The organism is Sphingomonas sp. GV3 (assembly GCF_031082075.1).
GTDB lineage: Bacteria > Pseudomonadota > Alphaproteobacteria > Sphingomonadales > Sphingomonadaceae > Sphingomonas > Sphingomonas beigongshangi.
Genome location: NZ_JARWLE010000001.1, coordinates 799749 through 815652, shown reverse-complemented (window position 1 = coordinate 815652; position 15904 = coordinate 799749). Strand labels below are relative to the sequence as shown.

General features: G+C 69.0%; 14 protein-coding genes. 12 read left to right on the top strand and 2 right to left on the bottom strand.

The window, feature by feature from the left end; translation table 11 throughout:
* Positions 1 to 60: 60 nt before the first annotated feature.
* From RF701_RS03725 to RF701_RS03675, 11 genes are all read left to right on the top strand, one after another.
* Positions 61 to 1857 carry a M13 family metallopeptidase gene (locus RF701_RS03725; RefSeq protein WP_308814123.1) on the top strand — a complete coding sequence of 599 codons (1797 nt, stop codon included), beginning with the start codon at positions 61 to 63 and terminating at the stop codon, positions 1855 to 1857.
* Positions 1788 to 2072 (top strand): M13-type metalloendopeptidase, encoded by a 285-nt coding sequence (locus RF701_RS03720; RefSeq protein ID WP_308815611.1) that lies wholly within the window; start codon positions 1788 to 1790, stop codon positions 2070 to 2072. The genes RF701_RS03725 and RF701_RS03720 overlap by 70 nt, the downstream gene beginning before the upstream one ends.
* Positions 2073 to 2137: 65 nt before the next feature.
* Positions 2138 to 4159, top strand: a complete 2022-nt coding sequence (locus RF701_RS03715) for a M13 family metallopeptidase (protein ID WP_308814122.1) — start codon at positions 2138 to 2140, stop codon at positions 4157 to 4159.
* Between the two features lie 106 nt (positions 4160 to 4265).
* Positions 4266 to 6647: a response regulator gene (locus RF701_RS03710; protein ID WP_308814121.1), complete on the top strand. Its 2382-nt coding sequence runs from the start codon at positions 4266 to 4268 to the stop codon at positions 6645 to 6647.
* Between the two features lie 56 nt (positions 6648 to 6703).
* On the top strand, positions 6704 to 7054 hold the full coding sequence (locus RF701_RS03705; RefSeq protein ID WP_203310003.1) for a response regulator: 351 nt from the start codon (positions 6704 to 6706) through the stop codon (positions 7052 to 7054).
* Between the two features lie 66 nt (positions 7055 to 7120).
* Positions 7121 to 7900 (top strand): SDR family oxidoreductase, encoded by a 780-nt coding sequence (locus RF701_RS03700; RefSeq protein ID WP_308814120.1) that lies wholly within the window; start codon positions 7121 to 7123, stop codon positions 7898 to 7900.
* Positions 7901 to 7910: 10 nt separating this feature from the next.
* Entirely contained in the window at positions 7911 to 8825 is a 915-nt protein-coding gene (locus RF701_RS03695) for a glycosidase (protein WP_308814119.1), read from the top strand.
* Between the two features lie 43 nt (positions 8826 to 8868).
* On the top strand, positions 8869 to 10587 hold the full coding sequence (gene ilvD, locus RF701_RS03690) for a dihydroxy-acid dehydratase (RefSeq protein ID WP_308814118.1): 1719 nt from the start codon (positions 8869 to 8871) through the stop codon (positions 10585 to 10587).
* Positions 10568 to 10975, top strand: a complete 408-nt coding sequence (locus RF701_RS03685; RefSeq protein WP_210358561.1) for a hypothetical protein — start codon at positions 10568 to 10570, stop codon at positions 10973 to 10975. The genes ilvD and RF701_RS03685 overlap by 20 nt, the downstream gene beginning before the upstream one ends.
* Positions 10972 to 12363 carry an NAD(P)H-hydrate dehydratase gene (locus RF701_RS03680; protein WP_308814117.1) on the top strand — a complete coding sequence of 464 codons (1392 nt, stop codon included), beginning with the start codon at positions 10972 to 10974 and terminating at the stop codon, positions 12361 to 12363. Before RF701_RS03685 ends, RF701_RS03680 begins: the two co-directional genes overlap by 4 nt.
* Positions 12360 to 13571: a class I SAM-dependent RNA methyltransferase gene (locus RF701_RS03675; RefSeq protein ID WP_308814116.1), complete on the top strand. Its 1212-nt coding sequence runs from the start codon at positions 12360 to 12362 to the stop codon at positions 13569 to 13571. The genes RF701_RS03680 and RF701_RS03675 overlap by 4 nt, the downstream gene beginning before the upstream one ends.
* Here the strand turns inward: RF701_RS03675 and truA are convergent.
* Both truA and fmt read right to left on the bottom strand, forming a co-directional pair.
* A complete protein-coding gene (gene truA / locus RF701_RS03670; protein ID WP_308814115.1) occupies positions 13562 to 14302 on the bottom strand; it encodes a tRNA pseudouridine(38-40) synthase TruA in 741 nt (246 codons plus the stop codon). The genes RF701_RS03675 and truA overlap by 10 nt on opposite strands.
* Positions 14299 to 15210, bottom strand: a complete 912-nt coding sequence (gene fmt, locus RF701_RS03665) for a methionyl-tRNA formyltransferase (RefSeq protein ID WP_210358565.1) — start codon at positions 15208 to 15210, stop codon at positions 14299 to 14301. Before fmt ends, truA begins: the two co-directional genes overlap by 4 nt.
* 54 nt (positions 15211 to 15264) lie before the next feature.
* Here fmt and recR point away from each other — a divergent pair, with 54 nt between their 5' ends.
* Positions 15265 to 15861: a recombination mediator RecR gene (recR, locus tag RF701_RS03660; protein ID WP_210358566.1), complete on the top strand. Its 597-nt coding sequence runs from the start codon at positions 15265 to 15267 to the stop codon at positions 15859 to 15861.
* Positions 15862 to 15904 lie beyond the last annotated feature (43 nt).

The following is a 15904-nucleotide window of genomic DNA, read 5'->3' as shown; positions in this document are numbered from 1 at the left end:
CGCCGCCCGCCGATCGATTCGGCGGGCGGATGTCTTTTCGGGGGGAAAGAGCATGAGGGGATGGATCCCGCCGCGCTGCTGAGTGGGGCCTGCGCGACCGGCGCACTGGCTGGCGATAGCGTCCGACCCGCGATCGGCAGCTTCGGGTTCGACACCGCGGGCATGGACCGCTCCGTGCAGCCAGGCGACGATTTCTTTCTGTTCGCCAGCGGAGCCTGGGAGCGCCGGCTCGCGATCCCCGCCGACCGCGCCTATTACGGCGTCTGGGACGAGCTCGACGAGAAGGCGTTGCGCGATACCCGCGCCATCCTGGAGGAAGACACCGGCACGCCCGGAAGCAAGCCGGGCGATTTCTACGCCAGCTTTGTCGATCAGGCGGCCGCGGATGCGAAGGGCGTCGCGCCGCTTCATTCCGCGCTGGCGGCGATCGATGCCGCCGCATCGCGCGAGGCGCTGGCGGCGGAACATGGCACGATGGAGCGGATGGGCGTTTCCGCTTTCTTCCGCTTTCGCATCGGGCCCGACGACAAGGCGCCCGACCAGTATATCCCGCAGCTTTGGCAGGGTGGCCTCGGCCTTCCGGATCGCGACTATTATCTGAAGGACGATGCGGCGACCGCCGCCAACCGGGCTGCGTACCTGACTTACCCGACGCAGCTTCTGACCTTGTCGGGCCGCGCGTCCGCGGCGGACGCTCCGGCGCGCGCAAAGGCGGTCTTCGATTTCGAGCGGCAGCTCGCCGCTGCCCACTGGACGCGGGCCGATACGCGCGACGTCGACAAGGCCTACAACAAATGGACACCCGCCGATTTCGCGGCCAAGGCGCCGGGCTATCCATGGGTCGCGTATTTCCGTGCTGTGGGCGCGGAGGCGTCCGCCGCCCTGTTGGCCTGCCAGCCCACCGCCTTTGCGGGAGAGGCGCGGCTGTACGCGGCCACGCCGCTGGCGACGCTCAAGGACCATGCGGCGCTGCGCCTGCTGGATGGGTATGCGCCCTATCTGTCGCAGGACTTTGTCGCCGCGCGGTTCGCCTATCGCGGCAAGGCGTTGAACGGCGTCCCCGAGGATCAGCCCCGGTGGAAACGCGGCGTGCAGACCGTGGAATCCTTCATGGGCGAAGCCGTGGGCAAGGATTATGTCGCCCGCCATTTCCCGCCTGCGACCAAGGCGGCGGCCGATACTTTGGTCCGCAACCTCATCGCGGCGATGGACGGGCGCCTGCGGCGGCTCGACTGGATGGCGCCCGCGACGCGGGCCAAGGCGGTGGCCAAGCTCGCGAGCTTCACGCCCAAGATCGGCTATCCGGACCGCTGGCGCGACTATTCCGCGCTCGTCATCCGACGGGACGATCTGGTCGGCAACGTGATGCGCGCGAGCCGCTTCGAGCACCAGCGGCAGCTGAACCATCTAGGCCAGCCCATTGATCGCGCGGAATGGTTCATGACGCCGATGGAAATCAACGCCTATGCCAATCCGTCGCTCAACGAGGTCGTTTTCCCGGCCGCGGTGCTGCAACCGCCGTTCTTCGATCCGCATGCCGATCCGGCGGTCAATTATGGCGGGATCGGCGCGATCATCGGCCACGAGATCAGCCACCATTTCGACGACCAGGGGCGCAAGTACGACAAGAACGGCGCACTGGTCGACTGGTGGACGGCCGAGGATGTCAAGCGGTTCAAGACGCTGACCGACCGGCTGGTCGTGCAAGCGAACGGCTACGAAGTCCTGCGGGGCGTGCACGTCCAAGGCGACCTGACGCTGGGCGAGAATATCGCCACCTCGCCGGCATCACGATCGCCTATGACGCCTATCATGCCACGCTCGCAGGCAAGCCGGCACCGATCATCGACGGTCTGACCGGCGACCAGCGCTTCTTCCTGGGCTTTGCACAGGTGTGGCGCACGAAGATCCGCGAATCGGCCTTGCGGCAGCAGGTAACGATCGACTTCCACGCGCCCGACCATCAACGGGCGCTAACGACTCGCAATATTGACGCTTGGTATGCCGCCTTCGGGGCACGGCCGGGGCAAAGATATTATCTGGCGCCGGATCAACGCATCAGGATTTGGTAACTCCCTGCTTTTCCGTTATCGGCCAACACGATGGGTCAACAAGACCACAGTGTTTGGGAGAGAATATGAGAATGATCGTCCTCGCCGGCCTGCTCGCAGGGTCGGCGATCGCCGGGGTCGGCGCGACCATCGGCATGGCGCAGACCGCGCCCGCCAACGCGCCGCAGATCGGCCGCTTCGGCTTCGACGAACAGGGCATGGACAAGTCGGTTGCGCCGGGCGACGACTTTTACGCCTTCGCCAACGGCAGCTGGACCAGGACCACGGCGATCCCCGCGGACAAGGCGAGTTTCGGCGCGTTCGACACGCTCGCCGACTTGTCGCGCGATCGGACGCGCACGATCCTCGAGGCGGCGGCGAAGCAGCGCGGGTCCAAGATAGGCACCGCCTATGCGACCTATCTGGACACCGCGACGATCGACAGGAAGGGGCTCGCGCCCGTCCAGCCGTGGCTCACGAAGATCAAGGCGGCGACCAGGTCGAACTACGCGGCCCTGTTGGCCGAGGCGGATCGCAACGGCATCGGCGTGCCGTTCGGCGCCGGCGTCGGCCAGGACGACAAGGCGCCGGAGACCTATGTCGTCGAGATGCGCCAGTCGGGCCTCGGCATGCCGGACCGCGACTATTATCTCGACGCCAAGAACGCCAAGGAAAAGGCGGCGTACGAGGCGCACATCGCCAAGATGTTCACGCTGGCGGGCGAGCCGAATGCCGCGGCGCGCGCCAAGGCGCTGGTCGATTTCGAGACGCAGATCGCGCAGGTCAGCTGGACGCGGATCGACAGCCGCGATGCGACCAAGACCTATAACAAGATGACGGTCGCGCAGCTGGCACAGTCCGCGCCCGGCTTCGATTTCGTCACCTATCTGAAGGGCATCGGCACGCCCGTCGATACGTTGATCGTCTCGCAGCCGAGCGCGATCCAGGGGATCGCGCGGCTCGTCGGCGCGGCGCCGATCGCGGTGTTGCAGGACCAGCTGCTGCTCCGCACGCTCGACGGCTATGCCAGCGTGCTGCCGAGCGCCTTCGATCAGGAACAGTTCGCCTTCTACGGCACGATCTTGTCGGGGACGCCGCAGCAGGAGGATCGCTGGAAGCGCGCGGTCGGCTTCACCAGCGGCGCGCTGTCGGACGACGTCAGCAAGCTCTACGTTCAGCGCTATTTCCCGCCGGAGACCAAGGCGGCGGCCGACCAGCTGGTCCGCAACGTCATTGCCGCGATGGGCAAGCGGATCGACGCGCTGCAGTGGATGGCGCCGGAGACCAAGGTCAAGGCGCATGCCAAGCTCGCCGCCTTCACGCCGAAGATCGGCTATCCCGACCGGTGGCGCGATTATGCCGCGCTGAAGATCGTGCCCGGCGACGCCTTCGGCAACGCGCAACGCGCGCGGCAATGGGCACACGACTATAACGTGCAGCATCTCGGCAAGCCGCTGCAGCGGTGGGAATGGGGCATGACGCCGATGACGGTCAACGCCTATGCCAATTTCGGCATGGTGGAGATCGTCTTCCCGGCCGCCATCCTGCAGCCGCCGTTCTTCGACCCGAAGGCGGATCCCGCGGTCAACTATGGCGGCATCGGTGCGGTGATCGGCCACGAGCTGAGCCATCATTTCGACGACCAGGGTTCGAAATACGATGCGCACGGCCAGCTGACCGACTGGTGGATGCCGGAGGACGTCACGCGCTTCAAGGCGCTGACCCAGCAGCTCGTCGATCAATATGACGCTTATGAGCCACTGCCGGGCATGCATGTGAAGGGCGCGCTGACGCTGGGCGAGAATACCGCCGATCTCGCCGGCCTCTCGGTCGCCTATGATGCGTACAAGGCATCGCTGGGCGGCAAGGCCGCGCCGGTGATCGACGGCTATACGGCGGATCAGCGCTTCTACCTGGGTTGGGCGCAGGTCTGGCGGCGCAACTATCGCGAGGCCAATCTGAAGCAGCGGCTGCTGACCGATCCGCATGCGCCGTCGCAGCAGCGCGCCTGGGTCGTGCGCAATCTCGATCCCTGGTACGGGGCGTTCAATCCTGCCCCGACCGGCAAGCTGGTCCTGCCGCCGGAGAAGCGCGTTCGGATCTGGTAAGCATGTCGCGACGAGCGATCCGGATGTGTCCGCCATGGGCGCGTCCGGATCGTGATCGCCTGCAATCGCTTGACGGATCGCCATGATCCACCCGAAGAACGCGGGGATGGCTTCGCTTCCGCTTTCCGCCGGTTCCTCATCGACCCGTATCGCGCTTGCCGTCGCGGGCGGAGCGGCGGTGGCGGCGACTTTCGTCGTCTTCGCGCTCGTCGGCAACGCGGTCCTTGCCGCCGGTTTCTTCGCCGCGGCGCTGGTCGTCGCGGGCATCGCGATCGCGTTGCGGCTGCTGGTCCCGCGGCCCGTCGCGCCGGTGCGCAGCGTCGACTGCGACTTTACCCGGGCGGTTGCGCAGGCGAGCGCGGACGCGGTGGCGATCACCGATCGCGCCGGCAGGCTGGTCTGCGCCAACGATGCTTATGAACAGCTGTTCGCGGGCTTTCCGACCCCGCCGGGACTGCCGCTGGGCGACGAAGGCGTGGCGCGGCTGGGCGATGCCGGCCGCACCGCCTGGCGGGAGGGGCAGGGCGAGACGGCCGGCCTGCGAACGGACGACCGCCAACTGGTCGCCAGGGTCATGCGCGCCGGCGAGGACGGCGACATGCTGGTGTGGCGGTTTACCGTGGTCAAGGAACGTGACCTTGCCGCCTCGGCGGAGCAGCTGATCGGCGGACCAACCGGCGATCGGCTGGGGGGTGCAGGCGTCATGGCCGCGCTGCTCGGACCGGACGGCCGCGTCCGGGCCGCCAATCGCGTCCTCGCGCTGCGCGCACTGGGCGAGCCGGGCACGCTGATCGGGCGCGATTTCGGGCGCCTGCTGATCACCGACAGTCGCGGCCTCGTCCGCTTCGAGCGCGAGGGTCTCGACGGCACGCCGCTGCGCGTGCTGCAGATACCGTTTCTGGATGGCCAGGACGCCCCGGTTCTGGTCGCCCTGCTCGACGACGAGGATACCGCGCCCGCGATCGGCGCAAGCGCGTCCGCGCACGTCCGGAGTCTCGTCAGCCTGATGCCGTTCGGCATGGCGCTCGTCGATCGCGAGGGGCGGTTCCTCCAGATGAACGACGCCTTCCTGCGCGCCGCGCAGGTCGATCCCAAGGCGGCGCCGCTCTACCCCGGCGATCTGGTGGTGCGCGAGGACAAGGCGGCGGTCGCGGATGCGATCCGCCGCTTCGCGGGGGGCGCGACGCATTCGTCCGACATGGCGGTGCGCCTGAAGGACCATCCGGAGGAACCCGTTGCGCTGACGATCGCAGGCGCGCGCGGCCTCGGCGATGCGGCGGTCCTGCTCAGCCTGAAGGACAATAGCGAGGAAAGCCGGCTGAAGCGCGAGGTCGCGCAGGCCACGAAGATGCAGGCCGTCGGCCAGCTCGCCGGCGGCGTCGCACACGATTTCAACAATATCCTGACCGCGATCATCGGCCATTGCGATCTGATGATGATGCGCCACTCGCCGGGCGACAGCGATTACGACGACATTCAGCAGATCCGCACCAACTCGAACCGCGCGGCCAGCCTGACCCGGCAGCTGCTCGCCTTCAGCCGTCAGCAGACGCTGCGGCCGCAGGTCCTGCAACTCCCCGACGTGGTGGCCGAGGTATCGAACCTGCTCAAGCGGTTGATGGGCGAGCAGATCCGGCTCGACGTCAGCCATGGCCGTGGCCTTGGCGCGGTTCGCGCCGATCCCGGACAGCTCGAGCAGGTCGTCGTCAATCTCGCGGTCAACGCGCGCGATGCGATGCTCGCGGCGAACCCGCGTGGCGGGGGGACGCTGACCATCCAGACCAAGGCGGTGACCGCCGCCGAGGTGCGGGCGATGGCGTCCGACATCCTGCCCGTGGCGGACTATACCGCGCTCGTCGTCAGCGACACCGGTACCGGCATCTCGCCGGACGTCCTGCCGAAGATCTTCGAGCCGTTCTTCACGACCAAGGAAGTGGGCAAGGGCACGGGCCTCGGCCTCTCCACCGTCTACGGCATTGTCAAGCAGTCGGGCGGCTGGATCTTCGCGGATTCAAAGCCCGGCCAGGGCGCGACCTTCTCCATCTACCTGCCAGTCCATGCGGCCGGGACGGTGGCGAGGCCGCAACCGCCGAAGCCCGCGGCCAAGCCGGTCGAAATGTGGGGTACGGGCACGATCCTGCTGGTCGAGGACGAGGACATGGTCCGGGCCGTCGCCGAGCGCGCGCTCACCCGGCAGGGCTATACGGTCATGACCGCGGAGAACGGCGAGGCCGCGCTCGACCTCCTCGACCAGAACGGGCGGCCCGACCTGCTGATCAGCGACGTGGTCATGCCCAGCATGGACGGGCCGACGATGGTCCGGCATGCGCGCGACCGCTATCCCGACCTGCCGGTCATCTTCATGTCGGGCTATGCCGAGGAGCAATTGCGCAAGTCGATCGACATCGATGCTGTCGCCTTTCTGCCGAAGCCCTTTTCGGTGCAGCAGCTGGCCGAAGCCGCGCGGGACGTGCTCGCGGCGCGTTGAACCGGCTGCGCAACAAGATGGTGGCAATGCGTGGTCGGCGACGGTAAGGCCGGCAGATGCCATCGCCGACACAGATCCTCATCGTCGAGGATGAACCGCTGATCGCCATGATGCTCGAGGATTTCCTCGAGGTGCTCGACAAGCAACACGTCGGCACCGTCGACACGGTCGCGGGCGCGCTCGACCGCGTGGCGAGCGGCGGCATCGACGCGGCGATCCTCGACGTCAATCTGCGTGGCGGCGAGAAGAGTACGCCCGTCGCGGAGGCGTTGGCGGCGCAGAACATTCCATTCGTGTTCGCGACCGGCGGTGGCGACGACAGCGTCGACGCCCAGTTCCGCGATCGGCCCGTGCTGCAGAAGCCGTTCACCATGGACGGTGTCGCCAAGGCCCTCGAAGCGCTTTGATCGCCTTCGCCGGCTCGTGACGTGAATGTCACGGAACCGGCAGGGGACCTTGTTCGCTCGGCCGACATGACCGAGCCATCCAAGCCACAGCCCGTCGCCATCGTCACCGGCGGCGAATCGGGCATCGGTGCCGCCTGCGTCCACGCGCTGGCGGCTGCCGGCGCGCGCGTCGCCTTCACCTATTTCAAGGACGCCGATGCCGCGGCCAAGGTCGCATCCGCCGCGGGCGGTGACGGCAAGGCGCTGGCCGTGCAATGCGATGTCGGCGACGAGGCGCAGGTAGAGGCGCTGTTCGCCGCCGCGGAGCGGGCGTTCGGGCCGGTCACCTGGCTGGTCAATTCCGCCGGTTTAAACATGAGCGGTGTCAAGCTGGTCGACATGGAACTCGCGCAGTTCGACCGCGTGCTGCACGCCGATCTCGTCGGCCCGTTCCTCACCAGTCGTCGCTTCGTCCGCGCGCTGACGCCGTCGAAGACCGGCGGGCGGATCGTCAACATCTCGTCGATCCACGAGCGCGCACCACGGCCTGGCGGGGTCGATTACGATTCGGCGAAGGGCGGCCTCGCGCAGCTGACCGCGACGCTCGCGCTGGAGCTCGCGCCGCAGCGCATTGCGGTCAACGGCGTGGCGCCGGGCATGATCCTCACGCCGATGAACCAGCACGCCGTCGAGGACCAGGATTATCGGCACAAGCTGGAGGCGAACATACCCTGGGGTCGTGCGGGGACGGCGGACGAGGTCGCGACGCTGGTCGCATTCCTCCTGTCGCCGGCGGCGGACTATATCACCGGCACCACCGTCACGATCGACGGCGCGCTGTCGCTGGTGATCGCACAGGGAGCCTGAGCGCGACACAATGCCGACTTATGCCGTAGAACAGCTCGACACCGTCTCGATCGCCGCCGGATCGCCGCTCGACGGCATGGATCTGATGAGCCCCTTCGTCTGGCGCGAAGGCGGACGTTACCGGATGCTGGTGCGCGGCGTGCCGGACCCGCTCGGCCCGCACGATCCCACCGGCCTGATCGCCAGCGGCTGGAGCGACGACGGGCTGGCCTTTACGCTGGACGACACGATCGCGATCGCGCCCGGCGACGACCCGGCGGATGCGGATGCCGGCGGGTGCGAGGACCCCACCGTATTGATCGACGGTAACGGCGATTACGTCGTCTATTACACGGGCGTCGATGCCGCACGCTCGCAGGGCGTGATGATCGTCGCGACCGGTCCGACGCTGCAAAGCCTGAAGAAGCAGCGCATCGTGCTCGCCGCGCCGCCCGGAGAGGGCAACATCAAGGAAGCCACCGTCGTCCGGACACCGGCCGGGGATTGGCGGCTGTTCTACGAATATGCCGCGGCGGAAGAGCAGGGGATCGGTGCATCCCGCGTTGGCGTCGCGAGCGCGGCGCAGCTTCACGATCGCTGGGTGTCGCTCGCCGATCCCTTCCCGATCCGCACGGATTCTTGGGACAATTGGCACCTGTCGACGGGCCCGATCTGTCAGCTGCCGGGCGCCGATCCGGTAATGTTCTACAACGGCGCGACCCTCGACGCCCGCTGGCGCATCGGATGGGTCAGCTTCTCGGCCGACTTCGCGACGGTGACCGGACGCGGGCTCGAACCGGTGATCCTGCCGCCGCCGCCGGTGGAGCGGAGCAAGACCGATATCGCCTTCGCCGCGTCGACCGTGGTCGAGGACGGCATGATCTCGCTCTATTATTCGCTCGAGGATCGCACGCTGCGGCGGGCGCGCATACGCTATTACGCGTAATAAGCTTGCGTTGAGGGGCGGTCCCGCGACATAGGGCTGCGCCATGACCCAGTTCGACAAGTCCCGCCTGCCCAGTCGCCATGTGTCCGTCGGCCCGGAGCGTGCGCCGCACCGGTCCTATTACTATGCAATGGGCATTCCCGAAGAGGACATCGCCAAGCCGTTCGTCGCGCTGGCCAGCGCCGGCAACAATTCGGCGCCGTGCAACACGACGCTCGATGCGCAGGCGGATGCGGCCCAGTCCGGCGTGGTGCAGGGCGGCGGCCTGCCGCGTCGCTTCAACACCATCACCGTCACGGACGGCATCGCCATGGGGCACCAGGGGATGAAGGCCAGCCTCGTCAGCCGCGAGGTCATCGCCGATTCGGTCGAACTGTCGGTGCGCGGCCATTGCTACGACGCGCTCGTCGGCTTCGCAGGCTGCGACAAGTCCCTGCCCGGCATGATGATGGCGATGCTGCGCCTCAACATCCCCTCGATCTTCGTCTATGGCGGGTCGATCCTGCCGGGCCGCTTCCGCGATCGCGACGTCACGGTCGTCGACGTGTTCGAGGTGGTGGGGAAATATGCCGCCGGTGCCTGTCCCCTGTCCGAGGTGCACGAGCTGGAAAAGGTCGCCTGCCCCGGCCATGGCGCCTGCGGCGGGCAGTTCACCGCCAATACCATGGCCTGCGTCGGCGAGGCGATCGGCCTCAGCCTGCCCAACAGCAACATGACGCCCGCACCCTATACCAGCCGCGAACAGATCGCGGTGGCGGCGGGCGCGCAGGTGATGGAGCTTGTCGCGCGCCAGCTGCGGCCGCGCGACATCTGTACCCGCGCGGCCTTCGTCAACGCGGCGCGTGTCGTGGCCGCGACGGGGGGATCGACCAATGCCGCGCTCCACCTGCCGGCGATGGCGAACGAGGCCGGCATCGACTTCGACCTGTTCGACGTGGCGGAGGCGTTCAGATCGACGCCCTATATTGCCGACCTCAAGCCCGGCGGCCGGTATGTCGCGAAAGACATGTACGAGGCGGGCGGCGTATACATGCTGATGAAGACGATGCTGGCAGGCGGCCTGCTCGACGGCGACTGCCTGACGGTCACCGGCAGGACGCTGGGCGAGAACATCGACCAGGTGACCTGGAATCCCGACCAGAAGGTGATCTACGACGTCCGCACGCCGATCACGCCGACCGGCGGCGTCGTCGGTCTGCGCGGCAGCCTCGCGCCGGACGGCGCGATCGTGAAGGTCGCCGGCATGCACCGGCTCCAGTTCGAAGGGCCGGCGCGCTGCTTCGATCGCGAGGAGGACGCCTTTGCCGCGGTCGAGGCGCGCGCGATCCGGGAGGGCGAGGTCATCGTGATCCGGTATGAAGGGCCGAAGGGTGGTCCCGGCATGCGCGAGATGCTGTCGACCACGGCGGCGCTCTATGGCCTCGGCATGGGTGAGAAGGTCGCGCTGATCACCGACGGTCGCTTTTCCGGCGGCACGCGCGGGTTCTGCATCGGCCATGTCGGGCCTGAGGCGGCGGAGGGCGGTCCGATCGCGCTGGTCGAGGACGGGGACGCGATCCGCATCGATGCGGAAGCCGGGACGATCGACCTTCTGGTCGACGACGCGATACTCGCCGAACGCCGTGCGCAGTGGACACGACGGGTGAACGATTACGGCTCGGGCGCATTGTGGCGCTATGCCCAGAATGTCGGCCCGGCCTACAAGGGCGCCGTCACCCACCCGGGAGCGCGCGCCGAAACCCATGTCTACGCGGATATCTGACCTCGTCGCGGGCAGCGGCCTGTTGCTGGTCGCCGCCTGTTCCGGCCCCGCCGACCGCACCGCCAATACCGAGGCGGTCGCCCGCTTCGAGACGCAGCAGCGCGAGGCCGCGAGCGACGACGGTCGCATTCTCTGCGCGCACGGCGATGCCGGATTGGCGCGTACTTGCACGGTGGAGCAGATGCAGACGGGCAGCGGGCTGATGCTGACCGTGCGCCACGCGGACGACGGGCGCTTTCACCGTCTGCTCGTCACCCGCGACGGACGCGGGGTTGTCGCGGCGGACGGGGCGGAGCGTGCCGTCGTCGCCATCGCGGGCGACGGGATCGAGGTGGTGATCGGCGGAGACCGCTATCGTCTACCCGCGACGGTCCGGCGCGCGCGATGATCGACGTTGCCGGTCGGCCGATCCTGACTGCGGCCGCGACGCGCGACGCCGAGGCTCGGCTGTTCGCCGCCGGCACCGATGCAGATACGCTCATGGACCGGGCGGGCGAGGGGATCGCGCGGGCCGCTCGCCGCTTCGCGGGCGGCGACGAAATCCTCGTTCTGTGCGGCAACGGCAACAACGGCGGCGATGGCTATGTCGCCGCGCGCCGGCTGTCCGACATGGGCCATGCCGTCCGTGTCGCGGCGGCTGGTGAGCCTCGCACGCCCTGCGCGGCCCGCGCGCGCGCTGCCTGGTCCGGCCGGATCGAAAGGCTCGCCGATGCCCCCGCCGCGCCCGTCGTCGTCGACGCCCTGCTCGGCATCGGCACCGACCGGCCGCTCGATCCGGCGCTCGACGGCGTGCTCACCCGCTGTCGGGCGGCGGCCCGATTCATGATCGCGGTCGATCTGCCGACCGGGGTCGAGGCGGACAGCGGGCGCCTCCCCCCGTGGCTGGCAGAAGCGTCGGTCGACCTGACGCTGGGGCTCGGCGTGGTGAAGCCGGCACACGTTCTTCAGCCCGGCGCCCGCGCCTGCGGCACGGTGCGCCTCATCGACATCGGCCTCTCTGACCATGATGCGACCACGTACGTCGCCGGGCACCCATGCTTGCCGGAACCGGGACCGAATTCGCATAAATACAGTCGTGGCATGGTCGCGATCGTCACCGGCAGCATGGCGGGGGCCGCGCGGCTCGCCGGCGAGGCGGCGTTGCGCGCGGGTGCAGGCTATGTCGCGCTTTACGGTGATACGGGGCAGGGAGGACCTGCCGCGATCGTCCACCGCCCCTATGCGCCCGACGCGCTGGACGATCGCCGCATCGGTGCATGCGTGATCGGACCGGGGCTCGGCCGCGATGACGAGGCGCGACGCAGGGTGGAAACCGCCCTCGCGCGTGCGGATACCCCTCTGCTCGTCGACGGCGACGCGCTCCATCTGGTCACGCCCGAGGCGCTTAGCCGCCGGCGCGCGCCGACGGTGCTGACGCCGCACGCCGGTGAATTCGCCAGTCTGTTCGGCGTGGGGGAAGGCAGCGCGATCGACCGTGCCGCCGCCGCCGCGCGCCGCGCAGGCGCCGTCGTCGTGCTGAAGGGGCCGACGACGGTGATCGCCGATGGCAGGCGCGCGATCGTCACGCAGACCGGCAATCCCTGGCTGTCGACGGCCGGAACGGGCGATGTTCTGGCCGGCGCCATCGCCGCGCAACTTGCCCATCCCGGCGCCGATCCCTTCGAGGCGGCGGTCGCGGGCGTTTGGCTGCATGCACGCGCCGCGCAGATCGCAGGCAAAAGCTTCATCGCTGACGACTTGGCAAGCGCGCTCACCCCCGCCAGAGCGGGGGCGTGACAGACAAGACCTCCGACAGCAGCACGATCCTGCGCGTCGCCGCGCGCGGCGACGGAATCACCGCCGACGGGCGCCACGCCGCCTTCGCCGCGCCCGGCGACACGCTGACCGGCGATGGCCTCGTCCTTCCCGGCCCGCACCATCAGACGCCGCCCTGCCGTCATTTCCCCGCCTGCGGCGGATGCCAGCTCCAGCATCTCGACGAGGCGAGCTACGCCGGCTTCTGTACGGATCGCATCGCCTCGGCGCTGGATGCGCAGGGGCTCGCCGCGCCGCTGCGCGCCCCGCTGGTATCGCCGCCCGGCACCCGCCGCCGCGCGACCCTCCATGCGGAGGCGAAGGGCGGCCGCATCCAGCTCGGCTTCACCGGCGAGAAGAGCCATGCCATCGTCGATATCGTCGAATGCCATGTGTTGCTGCCCGAACTGTTCGCGCTCGTCGCGCCGTTGCGGCGATTGTTGCAGCGGCTCGGCCTGCGGCGTCGCGCCGACATTCACCTGACGCTCGCCGACCAGGGTGTCGACGTGCTCGTCCGTGGCATCGCGGCTGATGGGCTTGCGGCAGCGGAGGCGATCACCGCCTTCTGCGAGGCGCAGCGGATCGCGCGGTTCGCGCTCGACGACGGCATGGGGCCGGAGACGCGCTGGGAGCCGCAGGCGGTGACGGTCACGCTGGGTGGCGTGCCCGTGCCGTTGCCGCCCGCGTCCTTCCTGCAGGCGACGCGGGAGGGGGAGGCGGCGCTGGTCGCCGCCATGCGCGAGGCGGTCGATGGCGCGCGGACCGTCGCCGATCTGTTCAGCGGGCTGGGCACATTCGCCTTCGCCATGCTCGGTCGCGTCTATGCCGCCGAAGGCGCGCGCGATGCGATCATGGCGCTCAAATCGGCAGCCGCACTCGCCCAGCGCCCGATTTTCGCCGAACATCGCGATCTCTATCGCCGCCCGCTCACCGTCGCGGAGCTCGACAGGTTCGATGCGATCGTCCTGGATCCCCCGCGCAGCGGCGCGCGCGAACAGGTCGAGGCACTGGCCGCCTGCCAGACCAAAGTGATCGGCTATGTCTCCTGCAATCCCAGCAGCTTCGCCCGCGATGCGAAGATCCTCTGCGACGGCGGCTGGCGACTGGACTGGGTGAAGCCCGTCGGCCAGTTCCGCTGGTCGACGCATGTGGAGCTAGCAGCGCGATTCGTCCGCCGACCTCAAGGATAGACGGCCCGCACGAAGAACAGGCCGTCAGGCGGCGCGTTCAGGCCCAGGCGCGCGCGATCACGTGCCGCCAGCGCCGCGTCGAGATCGTCCCCGTTCCATCGCCCCATGCCGACCATCGCCAGGCAGCCCACCATCGAGCGCACCTGATGATGCAGGAAGGATCGCGCCTCCGCATGGACGGTGATGCGGTCGTCCGCGCGCACCACGTCTAGCCGGTCGAGCGTGCGGATCGGGCTGTCCGCCTGGCAATGCGCGGATCGGAACGTGGTGAAGTCATGACGACCGACCAGTCGCTGCGCGGCGTGCTGCATGGCCACCTCGTCGAGCGGCTGCGGCACCTGCCAGGCGAGCCCGCGTTCGAAGGTCAGCGGCGCGCGCCGGTTGACGATGCGATATGCATAGGCCCGGCCGACACAGGAAAAGCGCGCATGCCAATCCGTCGCGACGGTGTCGCAGGCGAGGATGGCGACGGGGGCGGGGCGAAGCCGCGCGTTGAGCGCTTCCATCAGGCGGAACGGCGCAATGGCCTTGTCGATGTCGACATGCGCGCGCATCGCCAGGCCGTGCACCCCGGCATCGGTCCGCCCCGCGCAATGGACGCCGGCCGGCTCGCCGGTCACCGCGAGCACCGCAGCCTCGATCGCGCCCTGCACGCTCGGCCCATGCGCCTGCCGCTGCCAGCCCATGAAGGGGCGGCCGTCGAATTCCACCGTCAGCGCGAACCGCGTCAAAGCACGGTGCCCGACGCGATCGGAAATCCGCGCAACAGCTCTTCGGCGCTCGTCACGCCCCGCCCCGCGCGCTGCACCAGCACCGGCCGGATGGCGCCATCGCCACAGGCGATGGTCAGCCGATCGTCCACCGTCTCTCCGGCGCCGCCGGGAAAGGTGAAGGGTAGCGCCTCGCACGCCAGCACCTTGATCCGTTCGCCGCGCAGCTCGAACCACGCACCGGGCGCCGGGTTCATCGCGCGCACCAATCGCTCGATCGCCACTGCGCTTCGGGTGAAGTCTATCCGCGCCTCCGCCTTGTCGATCTTGGCGGCATAGGTGACGCCCTCCTCGGGCTGCGCGACCGGGGGGTGGCCGTCGAGGTCGGCGAGCACCGTCACCATCAGCCGCGCGCCGAGTTGGGCGAGTTCCGCCGTCAGTTCGCCGGTCGTCTTTCGGTCGACCGCGACGCGCCCCTCCAGCCGGACGGGGCCCGTGTCGAGCCCGGCCTCCATCTGCATGATGCCGACACCCGTTTCCGCATCGCCCGCCAGGATCGCGCGCTGGACCGGCGCCGCCCCGCGCCAGCGCGGCAGCAGCGAGCCATGGACGTTCAGACAGCCATGTACGGGCGCCGCGAGCACCGCCTTGGGAAGGATCAGGCCATAAGCCGCGACGACCGCGATATCGGGCGCGAGCGCGGCGAAGGCCGCCTGCGCATCGGCATCCTTCAGCGACGTGGGCGTACGCACCACGATGCCGAGCGCCTCCGCGCGGCGATGCACAGGGGACGGGACCAATTCCCTGCCGCGCCGTCCGCCTGGCCGCGGCGGCTGGCTGTAGGTCGCCACGACATCGTGACCAGCCGCGACCAGCGCGTCGAGCGTCGGCACCGCGAACTCCGGCGTGCCCATGAAAACGATCCGCATGGCCGCCCTTCAACGCGCTGGCGGCGGACGGCGCAACCCCCTATCTGTTCCTTCATGGCGTCTCCCGAAATCGAAGCCCTGACCCAGGCGCTGGCGCGGTTGCCCGGCCTCGGCCCCCGCTCGGCACGACGGGCGGTGCTGCATCTCCTGAAGAAGCGCGAGGCGGCGCTGGGGCCGCTGCGCGCCGCGCTGGAGGCTGTCGATGAACGGCTCGAGACATGCGCCGTCTGCGGCAATGTCGACACGGCGAACCCGTGCGCGATCTGTGCCGATCCGCGCCGCGACCAGCGCGCGCTGTGCGTGGTCGAGGAGGTCGCCGACCTCTGGGCCCTCGAACGCTCGCGCCTGTTCCCGGGTCGCTTCCATGTCCTCGGGGGGCGGTTGTCCGCGCTCGAGGGCGTCCGGCCGGAGGATCTCGCCATCGACGCGCTCGTCCGCCGGATCGAGGCCGGGGGAATCGACGAGGTCGTGCTGGCGATGAACGCCACGCTGGAGGGGCAGACGACGGCGCATTATCTGGCGGATCGCATCGAGCGATTTCCCGTCCGCGTGACGCAACTCGCGCATGGCCTGCCGGTGGGCGGCGAACTCGACTATCTCGACGAGGGCACGCTTGCCCAGGCGTTGCGTGCGCGTCGCCCGGTCGCGTGACCGCCGCACGGCTTGACGCCCCGCCGGCCGCGCCATAGCTGAC

Bases quoted from the DNA above. Each gene is read 5' to 3' on its own strand.
- RF701_RS03725 (WP_308814123.1), top strand. From the start codon at position 61: ATGGATCCCGCCGCGCTGCTGAGTGGGGCCTGCGCGACCGGCGCACTG.
- RF701_RS03715 (WP_308814122.1), top strand. From the start codon at position 2,138: ATGAGAATGATCGTCCTCGCCGGCCTGCTCGCAGGGTCGGCGATCGCC.
- RF701_RS03710 (WP_308814121.1), top strand. From the start codon at position 4,266: ATGGCTTCGCTTCCGCTTTCCGCCGGTTCCTCATCGACCCGTATCGCG.
- RF701_RS03705 (WP_203310003.1), top strand. From the start codon at position 6,704: ATGCCATCGCCGACACAGATCCTCATCGTCGAGGATGAACCGCTGATC.
- RF701_RS03700 (WP_308814120.1), top strand. From the start codon at position 7,121: ATGACCGAGCCATCCAAGCCACAGCCCGTCGCCATCGTCACCGGCGGC.
- RF701_RS03695 (WP_308814119.1), top strand. From the start codon at position 7,911: ATGCCGACTTATGCCGTAGAACAGCTCGACACCGTCTCGATCGCCGCC.
- ilvD (WP_308814118.1), top strand. From the start codon at position 8,869: ATGACCCAGTTCGACAAGTCCCGCCTGCCCAGTCGCCATGTGTCCGTC.
- RF701_RS03685 (WP_210358561.1), top strand. From the start codon at position 10,568: ATGTCTACGCGGATATCTGACCTCGTCGCGGGCAGCGGCCTGTTGCTG.
- RF701_RS03680 (WP_308814117.1), top strand. From the start codon at position 10,972: ATGATCGACGTTGCCGGTCGGCCGATCCTGACTGCGGCCGCGACGCGC.
- fmt (WP_210358565.1), bottom strand. From the start codon at position 15,210: ATGCGGATCGTTTTCATGGGCACGCCGGAGTTCGCGGTGCCGACGCTC.
- recR (WP_210358566.1), top strand. From the start codon at position 15,265: ATGGCGTCTCCCGAAATCGAAGCCCTGACCCAGGCGCTGGCGCGGTTG.